Source organism: Micromonospora sp. NRRL B-16802 (assembly GCF_001279555.1).
Classification (GTDB): domain Bacteria; phylum Actinomycetota; class Actinomycetes; order Mycobacteriales; family Micromonosporaceae; genus Micromonospora; species Micromonospora profundi.
On the sequence record NZ_LGEB01000084.1, the window covers coordinates 1 to 12,374 of the forward strand.

The 12,374-nt window shown below is 70.5% G+C and carries 11 protein-coding genes and 2 pseudogenes; 9 read left to right on the forward strand and 4 right to left on the reverse strand.

Going from position 1 to position 12,374, the window contains the following annotated elements:
• Positions 1-220, forward strand: a pseudogene (locus tag ADK66_RS22975) (hypothetical protein); the annotation flags it as partial.
• Between the two features lie 160 nt (positions 221-380).
• Here the strand turns inward: ADK66_RS22975 and ADK66_RS22980 are convergent.
• On the reverse strand, positions 381-998 hold the full coding sequence (locus ADK66_RS22980; protein ID WP_053658689.1) for a DUF4126 domain-containing protein: 618 nt from the start codon (positions 996-998) through the stop codon (positions 381-383).
• Between the two features lie 71 nt (positions 999-1,069).
• On the opposite strand from ADK66_RS22980, the gene nucS reads away from it, so the two are divergent.
• Complete coding sequence (gene nucS / locus ADK66_RS22985; protein WP_053658708.1) at positions 1,070-1,729, forward strand: endonuclease NucS; 660 nt, start codon at positions 1,070-1,072, stop codon at positions 1,727-1,729.
• Between the two features lie 3 nt (positions 1,730-1,732).
• Here the strand turns inward: nucS and ADK66_RS22990 are convergent, their stop codons facing one another.
• The gene (locus ADK66_RS22990) at positions 1,733-2,386 is read right to left on the reverse strand and encodes a class I SAM-dependent methyltransferase (RefSeq protein WP_053658691.1); all 654 of its coding nucleotides are present in this window, start codon (positions 2,384-2,386) and stop codon (positions 1,733-1,735) included.
• 79 nt (positions 2,387-2,465) lie between these two features.
• Positions 2,466-3,962 carry an aldehyde dehydrogenase family protein gene (locus ADK66_RS22995; protein WP_053658694.1) on the reverse strand — a complete coding sequence of 499 codons (1,497 nt, stop codon included), beginning with the start codon at positions 3,960-3,962 and terminating at the stop codon, positions 2,466-2,468.
• Between the two features lie 251 nt (positions 3,963-4,213).
• Between ADK66_RS22995 and ADK66_RS23000 the strand changes: the two genes are divergently transcribed.
• The 7 genes and pseudogenes from ADK66_RS23000 (at position 4,214) to ADK66_RS23030 (ending at position 10,673) form a co-directional block, all read left to right on the forward strand.
• Positions 4,214-4,630 (forward strand): FHA domain-containing protein, encoded by a 417-nt coding sequence (locus tag ADK66_RS23000; protein ID WP_053658695.1) that lies wholly within the window; start codon positions 4,214-4,216, stop codon positions 4,628-4,630.
• A gap of 102 nt (positions 4,631-4,732) precedes the next feature.
• Positions 4,733-5,797: an alpha/beta hydrolase gene (locus ADK66_RS23005; protein ID WP_053658697.1), complete on the forward strand. Its 1,065-nt coding sequence runs from the start codon at positions 4,733-4,735 to the stop codon at positions 5,795-5,797.
• 167 nt (positions 5,798-5,964) lie between these two features.
• Entirely contained in the window at positions 5,965-7,755 is a 1,791-nt protein-coding gene (locus ADK66_RS23010) for a 3-hydroxyacyl-CoA dehydrogenase family protein (RefSeq protein WP_053658700.1), read from the forward strand.
• 40 nt (positions 7,756-7,795) lie between these two features.
• Positions 7,796-8,284, forward strand: a pseudogene (locus ADK66_RS23015) (SigE family RNA polymerase sigma factor); the annotation flags it as partial.
• A 2-nt stretch (positions 8,285-8,286) separates the two neighbouring features.
• Complete coding sequence (locus ADK66_RS23020) at positions 8,287-9,351, forward strand: hypothetical protein (RefSeq protein ID WP_157552844.1); 1,065 nt, start codon at positions 8,287-8,289, stop codon at positions 9,349-9,351.
• Positions 9,352-9,411: 60 nt separating this feature from the next.
• Positions 9,412-9,735 (forward strand): hypothetical protein, encoded by a 324-nt coding sequence (locus tag ADK66_RS23025; protein ID WP_231640156.1) that lies wholly within the window; start codon positions 9,412-9,414, stop codon positions 9,733-9,735.
• Positions 9,736-9,863: 128 nt separating this feature from the next.
• Entirely contained in the window at positions 9,864-10,673 is an 810-nt protein-coding gene (locus tag ADK66_RS23030) for an alpha/beta hydrolase (RefSeq protein WP_053658706.1), read from the forward strand.
• A gap of 10 nt (positions 10,674-10,683) precedes the next feature.
• Here the strand turns inward: ADK66_RS23030 and ADK66_RS23035 are convergent, their stop codons facing one another.
• Positions 10,684-11,772, reverse strand: coding sequence for an AI-2E family transporter (locus tag ADK66_RS23035; protein WP_053658710.1), 1,089 nt, complete (start codon positions 11,770-11,772; stop codon positions 10,684-10,686).
• Positions 11,773-12,374: the final 602 nt, after the last annotated feature.

Here is a 12,374-nt window from a genome sequence, read left to right on the forward strand (position 1 = left end):
CCAGCAGCGTCCGAGCTCGGGTTGGGGTACGCCGGAGCAGATCACCGACCCCGACTACTCCACCACCGCGTTCCTGAAGGGTTTGAAGCAGGTTGACGGGTGGCAGGACATGCCGTTGACCGTGGCCGCGCAGACGGTGCAGGTCTCCGCGTACCCGGACGCCTACGCCCAGTGGGAGCAGCAGGCCGCCGACCTGGTCGCCCAGTACTGGAACAGCTGACCCACCCGCATGACGCACCGACTGATGGCCGGCACCCCCAACACGGGGTGCCGGCCATCGGCGTTTCAACCTACGACCGAGGCCCGGCCCCACGCGCCGAGCGCCGAGGCCGGCACATCGGGCGCCGGGCAGAGGCACGGAGGCCCCGCGCGAGGGGTCGTCAGACGCGGAAGCCGGCCGCGCGGGCTGCCTCGCGTTCTCGGCGCCGGTCGGAGCGCCGGCGTAGGAACCAGTACAAGAAGGCCAACAGGCCGACCAGGAAGGCGAGCACCAGCACCGGCAGGAGGATCGCGACGAGGGAGACGACGACGCTTGTGGCGTCCTCGGCGGTGCTGGCGACGGGCGCACCGAACCCTCCGGTGGTGGCGTTGACGACTGGTCGCGCCGCGGATTTGAGCAGGTGTACGCCGAAGGCGAGGACGACGCCCACGGCCACCGGCACCCATTGATGCGAGGAGAAGAAGCTTCCCGGGTCGCTGACCGTCACTGTCTCCGACGACGATCCGGCGCCGAACGCCAACCCGCCAGCGGTCGGTCGGACCACTGTCTGCACCACGTCGTTGATGTGGTCGACGACCGGCACCTTGTCGGCCACCATCTCGACGGCGAGCAGTACGGCCAGGATGACGATGACCCATCCGTTGCCGAGCCACGTCCAGCCGCTGGGCAGGTCGATGAGGTTGCTGTAGCGGGAGAGTAGGCCGAGGGCGAGCAGGGGGATGTAGGCGTTCAGCCCCGCCGAGGCGGCGAGGCCGGTGCCGGTGAGGACTTCGAACACGATCTCAGCATGGCATCGACGCGCCAGTGCCGCTCGGTGGCGGTCGCGGGATGCTCGGCTACCCTCGTCGGGTGCGGTTGGTCATTGCGAAGTGCTCGGTGGATTACGTCGGACGGCTCTCGGCTCACCTGCCGCTGGCCACCCGGTTGCTGATGGTGAAGGCGGACGGGTCGGTGTCCATCCACGCCGACGACCGGGCGTACAAGCCGTTGAACTGGATGAGCCCGCCGTGCCGGTTGGAGGAGGCTCCCGGCGTGTGGCGGGTGGTCAACAAGGCCGGCGAGGAGCTGCGGATCACCCTGGAGGAGGTCTTCCAGGACACCTCGTACGAGCTGGGTGTGGACCCCGGCCTGCGTAAGGACGGGGTGGAGGCGCACCTTCAGGAGTTGCTGGCCGCGAACCCGGGTGTGCTGGGCGAGGGGTACACGCTGGTGCGCCGTGAGTACATGACGGCGATCGGGCCTGTCGACCTGCTGTGCCGGGACGCCAACTCCGGTGCGGTCGCCGTGGAGATCAAGCGGCGCGGTGAGATCGACGGGGTGGAGCAGCTCACCCGCTACCTCGAACTGATGAACCGTGATCCGCTGCTCAGCCCGGTGGTCGGGGTCTTCGCCGCTCAGGAGATCAAGCCGCAGGCCCGGGTGCTCGCCGCCGATCGCGGCATTCGGTGTGTGGTCGTGGACTACGACAAGCTGCGGGGCATCGAGAAGGACGAGCTGACGCTCTTCTGAGGCTCAGCTGCGTACGGCGATAAGGGATTTCGGCAGCCCGGCCACCCGCTCGACCAGCAGCCGCGAGTCGGGAAAGTAGTGGCGCATCTGCGAGCGGTCCAGCAGTTCGGTCCAGAGCACCTGGTGGATGGCGGCTTCGTGGCTGCGGGTCGGCTTGTGGCCGAGCGGCCAGCGTTGGGCGAGCGCGGTGCGCAGCCGTACCGGTAGGAACTGCATTCCGGGCGCGATCCAGTGCGGCTCGATGGGGAAGTACCGGTAGGGGGTCTGCACCCAGTGCCGGTCGGCCAGTGAGCGGGCGGCAGCCGCGAATCGCAGCCGGCGTTCGTGCCCTCCGAGGTGTTCCAGCACGGAGTTGGAGAACACCAGGTCGTATGTGCCGCCGGTGACGTGCTCCGGCAGGTCGCAGGCGTCGGCCTGTTCGACGTGGGCCCACTCGGGGACGACGGCGGGCGGCTGCTCCAGGTTGACCACTGTCACGCGGGCCGGCCGGACTGTGGCGCGTTGCCAGGTGCCGAGCCGGCCGCCGAGGTCGACCACGTGCATATCCCCGATATCGGGAAATGTGCGCACCAGCCAGTCCGAACGACGCCGCCTCTGCCGAGCGCTCCACGACCGGTCGCTGTCGACAAGGCGGTAGCGCAATCGATTGTGGCCCATTTAACGCAATGTACCGCCGCGACGACGACGTACAAACATGTGGATACGCTGATCTCGCCGGAGATCGGTTATCCGACACTCATCTGCCGTACATAACCTTGATGGCCTTGACGAGACGGGCTACGTCGGCAGGGGTCCGTTCGAAGGTCATCGACGGCAGCAGCGATCGGGCCCGCCGGCGGGTGATGGCCTTGGTGCGGCCGAATTCGCGCAGCCCGTCCTCGCCGTGGATCCGCCCGAAGCCGGAGTCGCCGGTCCCGCCGAACGGCAGGGTGGACATCCCGGCGAAGGTCAGTGTGGAGTTGACCGAGGCCATCCCCGAGCGCAGCCGCCGCGCGATGGTCACCGCGCGCCGCCTGCCGAAAACCGAACCACCCAGGCCGTACGACAGTGCATTGGTCCGGGCGACGGCCTCGTCGGCGTCGCGGACCCGGTTGATGGTCAGCGTCGGGCCGAAGGTTTCCTCGCGGATGGCGGCCGAATCCTCGGGGACGTCGACAAGCACTGTCGGATGCACGTACGGGGGTTGCACGGCGCTCGGGCCGCCCAGCACGGCACGCCCGCCGGAGCTGACGGCCTCCTCGATGTGTCGACGGATCACGTCGATCTGGCTGGGCATGGTGATCGGGCCGATGTCGGTGCCCTCGGGCCCGACGGTGAGCCGGCCCGCCTTGGCGACCACCTTGTCGACGAAGGCGTCGAAGATCGGGTCGACGGCGTAGACCCGTTCGATGCCGATGCAGGTCTGACCGGCGTTCGTCATGCCGCCCCAGACGCACGCCTCGGCGGCGGCGTCCAGGTTGGCGTCGCTGTCGACGATCATGGCGTCCTTGCCGCCACCCTCGATCAGCACCGGGGTCAGTGACTCGGCACAGGCGGCCATCACCTTCCGGGCGGTGGCCGTGGAGCCGGTAAAGGCGATCTTGTCGACGCCGGAGCGGCACAGCGCCGCGCCCGTGTCGCCCAGGCCGTGTACCGCGGTGAAGACCGGCTGCTCGCCGACGACTTCGGCGAAGCTGTCCACCAGCCACTGGCCGACGGCGGGCGTGTATTCGCTCGGCTTGAGCACCACAGTGTTTCCGGCGGCCAGGGCGTACGCGGCGGAGCCGACGGGAGTGAAGACCGGATAATTCCACGGTCCGATGACGCCGACCACGCCGTACGGCTGGTATTCGAGGTGGGCGGAGAACTCGGCGAGGATGAGCCGCGACCGCACCCGGCGCGGGCCGAGCACCCGGCCGGCGTTGCGTGCGGCCCAGTCGATGTGTTCGATGGCGGTGACGATTTCGACGATGGCGTCGGCGACAGGCTTGCCACCCTCGACGTGCACCAGCTCGGCGAGCTGCTCGATCCGTTGGGCGAGCAGCGCGCGCCAGCGCAGCAGGTGCTGGCGGCGGCCGGGGAAGCCCAAGCCGGCCCACCACTCGCTGGCTTCGCGGGCGCGGTCGACGGCCTGCCGCACGTCGGAGGCTGTGGCGATCGGGAGGCGGCCCGCCTCGACGCCGGTGGCCGGGCTGGTGGAGATCAGTTGACCCGCTTCGATGATCGGGAGACCCGGGACACGCACAGCCGTCATGGCCGAAGTCTAGACCCGAAGATTACTCACTGGTAGGTCGTGATCTCGGCGACTCGGACGAGGGCGCACCGGCTGACCTGCTCGTTGATCAGTGCAGGTCAGAAGGGTCGTGTCGCGTCCGCCCGCCCAAACCGTCGAACAGCAGGTGTCCAGGAGGTGGCGAGGAGCTGACCGGCCGGTCGGTATTGACGATTACCGTCTGATGGCAAGCTGACGCGCGGAGTGATGATACGGGGGAGGGATGACTGTCCATGGACGAACATCCGGAATTGCTGCCGCTGTTGACGGTCGCGGCTGGACCGATGCGTGGAGCGAGCTTCCGGTTGCGGGCTGAGCCGCTGGTGATCGGCCGGGCGCCGACCGGCCAGCTGGTGGTCAACGACCCGCACCTGAGCCGCTGTCACGCGGAGGTGTGGCTGGCCCCGGAGGGCCCGTCCCTGCGGGATCTGGGCTCCACAAACGGCACCTGGCTCAACGACCGCCGGATCACCGACGTGGAACGCCTCTCCGACGGCGACGTCATCCGGCTCGGGCGTACCGAGCTGCGGCTGTTCGACCCGGGAGTGGCGCACACGGACCCGGTCGGGCTCAGCTTCGGCCCCCTTCGACGAGACGTCCGGCCGACACTGCCGCTGCCGCTGGCCACACCCCCCGCCACGCGCCGCTGAGCCGACCGCGGCGAGGCCTGGCCGGCCCCCACACAGGGGACGCGCCCGGAATGGCCGCCGCACACCTGGACCGACGTAAAGCGGCGTGGCACCATCCCGCGGATGGAGACCGAGCTGCGGACCGTAACGGCGAACGGCATAAACCAGGCGGTACGCGTGGCGGGCCCGCCGGACGGCATTCCGGTGCTGCTGATCCACGGCAACTGCTCGTCCTCGCTGTTCTGGGAGCCGCTGGTGCGGCGGCTGCCGCCGACGCTGCGGGTGGTCGCTCCCGACCTGCGCGGATACGGCGACTCCGAGACCGCCCCGGTGAACGCCACCCGAGGGCTGCGGGACTTCGCCGACGACGTGGCCGCCCTGCTCGACGACCCGACGCTCTTCCGCACCGGCAGCACGCGTCCGGTTGTGGTCGGGCACTCCCTCGGCGGCGGCGTGGCCATGCGGCTGCTCGTCGACCACCCGGATCGCGTGGGCGCGTTGCTGCTGGCCGCGCCCGTCTCCCCGTACGGCTTCGGTGGCACCCGTGACCTGGACGGCACGCCGACCACGCCCGACTTCGCCGGGACCGGTGCCGGCACTGCCAACGGGGACTTCGTCGCCCGACTCGCGGCCGGCGATCGGGGCGCCGACGCGCAGGCGAGCCCGCGCGCCGTACTGCGGGCGGCCTACGTGGCCGACCCGGCGTCGCTCAGCACCGACGAGGAGTTGCTGCTGGACAGCGTGCTCTCCACGGCGACCGGCGACGACAACTACCCCGGAACGGCGGTGCCGTCGGAGAACTGGCCCGGGACCGCGCCGGGGGAGCGCGGGGTGCTCAACGCGCTCGCGCCGACCTGGTTCCGGCTCGCCGACGAGCTGGTGGCCGTTGCCGAGAAGCCTCCGATCACCTGGGTACGCGGCGACGCCGACGTGATCGTCTCGGACACCTCGCTGTTCGACCTGGCGTACCTGGGTTCGCTTGGTGTCGTACCCGGCTGGCCTGGCGAGGAGACGTGTCCACCGCAACCGATGGTCGGGCAGACCCGGGCGGTGCTGGAGCGGTACGCGGCGGCCGGCGGCGCGTACCACGAGGTGGTGCTGCCCGAGTGCGGGCACAGCCCGCACCTGGAGCGGCCGGCGGAGTTCGTCGCGGAGTTGTTGGCACTGACCACCGTGCCGGCCGTCTGAGCCCGACGCCTCGGCGGCTGACAACCGATGAGCCCGGCAGCGGCGGTCGGTGGCGGTGTGGGTGAAATATGCCACGGCGTCTCGACAACCGAGCGTCACGTGGCAGACTCGCGCGCATAACTTAGCGACCGTTCAGCGGTTGTGCGGAGTGTCTGGGGAGGCCGGTCGTGGCGCGCGAGTTCAACACCGTGGGTGTGGTGGGGCTGGGCACCATGGGTGCCGGCATCGTCGAGGTCTTCGCCCGTAACGGCATCGACGTGATCGCCGTCGAGATCTCCGAGTCGGCGCTGGAACGTGGCCGGGCCACCCTCGCCGGCTCCACCGACCGGGCGGTCGCCAAGGGCAAGCTCGCCGCCGCGGACCGGGACGCCCTGAACGAGCGGGTGCACTTCGCCGTCGGCCTGAACGCGCTGCACTCCGTCGACCTGGTCATCGAGGCCGTGCCCGAGCACCTCGACCTCAAGCAGCGGATCTTCGCGGAGCTGGACCGGGTCTGCCGGCCGGACACCATCCTCGCCACCAACACGTCGTCGTTGAGCGTCACCGAGATCTCGGTCGCCACCACCCGGCCCAACCAGGTCATCGGCATCCACTTCTTCAACCCGGCGCCGGTCATGAAGCTGGTCGAGGTGGTCCGTACCGTCGTCACCGCGCCCGAGGTGGTCGCCGACGTCGAAGCGCTCTGCGCGCGGCTCGGCAAGGTCGACGTGACGATCAACGACCGGGCCGGCTTCATCGCCAACGCGCTGCTGTTCGGCTACCTCAACCACGCGGTCGGCATGTTCGAGTCGCACTACGCGACCCGGGAGGACATCGACGCCGCCATGAAGCTCGGCTGTGGCCTGCCGATGGGCCCGCTGGCGCTGATGGACCTGATCGGCCTGGACACCGCGTACGAGATCCTGGACACCATGTACCGGCGCGGCGGCCGGGACCGCCGGCACGCCCCGGTGCCGCTGCTCAAGCAGATGGTGACCGCAGGGCTGCTCGGCCGGAAATCCGGTCGGGGTTTCTACACCTACGAGCGGCCGGGCTCGCCGAAGGTCGTACCCGACGAGGCGACGCCGGTGGCCGCGGAGGCCGCGCTCGCCGACGGGGCCCGCGCCATCGCGAAGGTCGGCGTCGTCGGTTCCGGAACCATGGCCACCGGCATCATCGAGGTCTTCGCGAAGGCCGGCTACGAGGTCGTCTCGGTGACCCGGGGCGCAGAGAAGTCCGCGAAGGTGTGCGAGGCGGTGAAGACCTCGCTGAACAAGGGCGTGGTGCGCGGCAAGCTCGCCGAGACCGACCGCGACGCCGCCCTCGGCCGGATCAGCTGGTCCGCAACCCTCGACCACCTCGCCGACGTCGACCTGGTGGTCGAGGCGGTCATCGAGGAGTTGAGCGTCAAGAAGGCCCTCTTCGCCAGCCTCGACGAGATCTGCAAGCCGGGCGTCGTGCTGGCCACCACCACCTCCTCGCTGCCGGTGATCGAGGTGGCGATGGCCACCCACAGGCCGGCCGACGTGGTGGGCCTGCACTTCTTCAACCCGGCGCAGGTAATGCCGCTGGTCGAGGTGATCCGTACCATCCGTACCTCGCCGGAGGCCACGGCCACGGCCCGGGCGGTCTGCGCGGCGCTCGGCAAGACCGGCGTGGTCTGCGGCGACCGGTCCGGGTTCATCGTCAACGCGCTGCTCTTCCCGTACCTGAACGACGCCGTGAAGATGCTGGAGGCCAGCTACTCCACCGCCGACGACATCGACCACGCCATGAAACTGGGCTGCGGCTACCCGATGGGCCCGTTCGAGCTGCTCGACGTGGTCGGCTTGGACGTCTCGCTTGCCATCCAGCGCGAGCTGTACCTGGAGCTGCGCGAGCCGGGCTTCGCGCCCGCACCGCTGCTGGAGCACCTGGTCACCGCCGGCTACCTGGGCCGCAAGACCCGCCGGGGCTTCCGCGACCACTCGCACCGCTGACCCGGTAAACGCTGGGCGGTCCTGGCGGCGTCTGAGAGGTGTGACCTTCGAGGAGTACGTCGGCAGCCGCGGCCCGGCACTGGTCCGGTTGGCGCGGTTGCTGACCGGTGACGAGCACCGGGCCGAGGACCTCACCCAGGAGGTGCTGTCCCGGGCGTACGTGCACTGGCGGCGGATCTCCCGGGCCGACCGTCCCGACGTGTACGTGCGCCGGATGCTCGTCAACGCCAACAACTCCTGGTGGCGTCGCCGGTCGAACCGCGAGTTGGTCGTCGACAGCGTCGACGACCGGCCGCACCGTGGCGACGTCGGCGGTGAGGCGGCCGAGCGGGACGAGATGTGGCGGCTGATCCTCGGCCTGCCCGACCGCCAACGGGCGGTACTGGTGCTGCGCTACTACGAGGACCTCGACGACGCGACGATCGCGCAGATCCTGGACTGCTCGCCGGTCACCGTCCGCACTCATGCGATGCGGGCGCTCGCCAACCTCCGGGAGCGCTGCGGCGTCCCGGCCACGAATGGGAGCCGGCCGTGGCCGACCTCGACCAACAGATCACCCGGACCCTGCGGCAGCGTGCCGAGGGTGACGTGGACATCGACCAGCTGCTGCACACCTCCCGTGCTCGTGGCCGCCGCCGACAGGCGCACCGCCGGGTCGCCGCCGGTACCGCGCTGTCCCTGATCGGAGCCCTCGGCGTCGTCGGGGTGACCGGGACGGGCCTCGATGGGCTGACCAGCCGCATGCCCTGGACCACGGCAGCGCCCACGCCCACCGTGGTGCCGCCGCGCGCCGACGGAGTGCCCGGGGCCGCCGCCGACCCGGCGCTGGTAGGTGCCGATCCGCAGGTGCTGCACGTCGGCGTCGACCCGGACCGGGCCCGCTACCTGGGCTGGGAGGTGATCCGGGATCAGGTCGAGACGGTACGGCTCAGCGTGGCAGGCAGCGAAGAGGTGCGCATCGACGTCGGCAGGTCGATCGAATTTCCCAGCAGCGTCACCATCGACGGCGCGTCCTTCGAGGTGACCGAACCGGGACGTCCGAACTTCGACGGTGCGGTACGCCCGGCCAGCGGCATGGCCCGTGGGCTGGTCAAGTTGTGGCAGCCCGCGCCGGGCCTGTACGCCCGTGCCGTCATGCTGCACGGGGACCGTGCCGTCCTGAATCAGGCGGTCGGGGCCCTGCGCTGGAAGGAGGCCCGCCGGTGCGCCGCACCGCTGCGGCTCGGTGCCCTGCCCGAAGGCGCGAGGGTCACCGTCTGCTCCGTCGACATCGCCTCGTACCCGCGACTGGTCACCGCCCGGTTCGCCCTTCAGCGGTCCCCGGTGGAGAACATGTCGGTGGAGTACCGGTACGCGAGCCGGGCGGGCACCTATACCGAGGCGGACCGGACCATCGCGGGCCGACCCGCGTTGCTCTCCGCCAAGGGGACGAGGTTGGAACTTGTCGGCATACCCCGAACGAGGCTGACCGCCGACTTCGGCTGGCCCTGGGACGGCGAAAGACCGGCGAACATCTTCACCGAAGCGGAGGCGACGGCCCTGCTGGCGCAGGTGAAACTGTCCGAGGACCCGACCAAGCCGCAGAGCTGGGAGTGACTCCAACCGCCGGGCGGCCCGGAAGGTCGTTCCGCCCGGGGGACCGTACGCTTGGTGACTGTGAGCCCCCGTCGCAATCGCCCTCGCCGGGACGAGAACGCCAACCTGGACGCCGACCGCGTCCGGCAGGGCGTCGCCTCGGTGCAGCAGTGGACCGACGGCGCCTGGCAGGTCCGTGGGATCGGCGCGGGCGCGTCGGTCAAGACGTACCGCTGCCCCGGTTGTGACCAGGAGATCCGGCCCGGGGTGGCGCACCTGGTGGCCTGGCCTGCCGACGGCCTGGGTGACCTGACCGACCGGCGGCACTGGCACAGCGGCTGCTGGCGGGCCCGGGAGCGGCGCGGCCCGGCCGTGCAGCGCGGTCGGGGTACGCCGCGCTACTGAGACGGCCCCGGCTGGGCGTGGCGCCGCGCCGCTGGCCGGCTGGCGTTGCGCCCCGCTGCTGAGCGACCTAGATCACGCTGTTCGCGTCTGGGCGGGCGGTGGCGGCGACTTCGCGACAGACTTGAGCGGTGAGCACAACGATCCGCGCGTCGTCGATCCTGCCCGGCCGCCGGGAGGACATCGAGCTGCACACCGCCGATGGTCTGCGGCTGGTCGGTGAGCTGGCCCTACCGGCCGAGCGGCCGCCGGTGGCCACCCTGGTCTGCCTGCACCCGCTGCCCACCCACGGCGGGATGATGGACAGCCACGTCTTCCGTAAGGCGGCGTGGCGGCTGCCCGCGCTGGCCGACGTGGCCGTGCTCCGGTTCAACACCCGGGGCACCAGCAGCGTGCGCGGCACCAGCGAGGGGGCGTTCGACGGGGCGGTCGGCGAGCGCTTCGACGTGGCCGCCGCGATCGAGTACGCGGAGTTCGCCGAGCTGCCCAACATCTGGCTGGTCGGCTGGTCGTTCGGCACCGACCTGGCCCTCAAGTACGGCTGCGACCCGGCGATCGTCGGCGCGATCCTGCTCTCCCCGCCGCTGCGCTTCTCGGCCCCCGAGGACCTGGCCACCTGGGCCGGCTCCGATCGGCCGCTAGTGGCGTTGGTGCCCGAGTTCGACGACTACCTGCGCCCGGCCGAGGCGCGGGAACGGTTCGCGGCAGTGCCGCAGGCCGAGGTGGTAGGGGTGCCGGGAGCGAAGCACCTGTGGGTCGGCGACGCCGAGACGGTGCTCGACGAGATCGTCCGTCGGGTCAACCCGGCGGTCGAGGTGCCGCTGCCGACCACCTGGGACGGGCCGATGGAATCCGGTGACGTCAGCGCGTACGCCGACCGGACGGTTGCGGCGTTCGCCGACACGCCCGTACCCGGGCCGGCTGCCGGCAGGGCCGACTGACCCGCACGCGTCAGCGGCTCTCCTGGCGGGGGAGCACCACCTCGCGCAGGATCAGCTGCAGCGCGGCCACGGTCGGGATGGCGATGAGCGCGCCCACCACGCCCAGCAGCGCCACCCCGAGCAGCGCGGCCAGCAGGGCGGCGACCTCGTTGACCTCCACCGAGCGGCGCATCACCTTCGGGTAGACCAGGTAGTTCTCCACCTGCTGGTAGATGAGGAAGAAAACCACGCAGGCGATGCCCACCGGCAGGCTGGTGGCGAACCCGACGAGGCTGACGATCACCGCGCCCAGGGTCGCGCCGATCTGCGGGATCAGGTCGGTCACCGCCACCACCACGGCCAGCGCGAACGGGTACGGCAGCCCGACGATCAACGCGAAGACGAAGGTCGTCACGCCCGCCAGCACGGCGATGCTCAGCGCGCCCACCATGTAGGCGCCGACCTTGGCCAGGATCTCGTCGCCGATCAGTTGCACCCGCTCGCGCCGCGACCGGGGTGCCAGCGAGTAGCCCAGCGAGCGCAACCTGTCGAAATACACAAGGAAGTAGATGGTCAGCACCAGCACGGTAAGCGTCCGGAACGCCGTACCGAAGATCAGTTGTGCGCCGCCGAGGACCCCGCCGAGCGCGCGGCCGATCGTGTCCGCGTTGGCCGCGCTCTGCACCCGCTCCACCACGTCGTACCGCACCACCAGGTCATTGACCGTCGGATTGCGGCGCAGGTCCTCGACGTAACTGGGCAACTGTTCGATGAACTGCCCGGACTGCGTCACGATCGGCGGGACCAGCGCCACCAGCCCGCCGCAGAGCAGCAGCACCACGGTCAGCGCCACGACCGCGACCGCCAGGCCGTGCGGGGCACCCCAGCGGCGCAGTCGCACCACCGCCGGGTTGAGACCGACCGCGAGGAACAGCGCGATCACCACAAGCACCAGGATGCCGCCGGCATTGCGAATCCCCAGATAAAGGGTGTACGCCAGCAGCACCCCCAACGCGCCGGTGAAGCCGAGCAGGAAGCTGCTGCGCCGCAGCGGACGCCCAGGCGTACCGAACCTGCCCGACGGGGCAGCCGGCAGGTCCTCCGGCTCAAAGTCCGGCACCGGCTCCCGGCGAGGCGTCTCGGTGCCCGCCGTCTGGTCGTGGGCCGCCTGGTCGCGGGCCGTCTGGTTGTGCGGCGTCTCGCTCTGTGGTGTCTTGGGTGGTGGGGGACCGGGCGTGGCGGCCTGGTCGTCGGCGGGCTGGCCGTGCTGTGGCACCAGGGACCTCCGGATCAGCAGCGGGACGACGGGCGGCGGTCGCCTCCCGGCGAGGCAGCGCGTCAGCAGAGTGACACTTCATCGTTGCCACCGGCCACGAGGTCGTCAAACGTGGTGCGCCAGGTGCCGACCTCGACCACCGTCACCTCATGGTGTGGTCGCTTGGGTCCGCACCGGCACGTTCCCACATATACGTGATACCTGAGAGTCATCAAAATGACTCTCAGGTATCAGGCCCACCGGGACAGAACCAACCGCCGACACCCATCCGCCCAGTGCCATCCCCAAAGGGGCGTCGGAACCAGGAGTCCCGTCGATCATGGAGTTGTGGTGCCCCGCGAAAGGTGCGGAACTGCCTAAATCGGCCACCACAACTCCATGATCGACGCGGGGTTGCGGGGTTGCGGGGTTGCGGGGTTGCGGGGTTGCGGGGTTGCGGGGTTGCG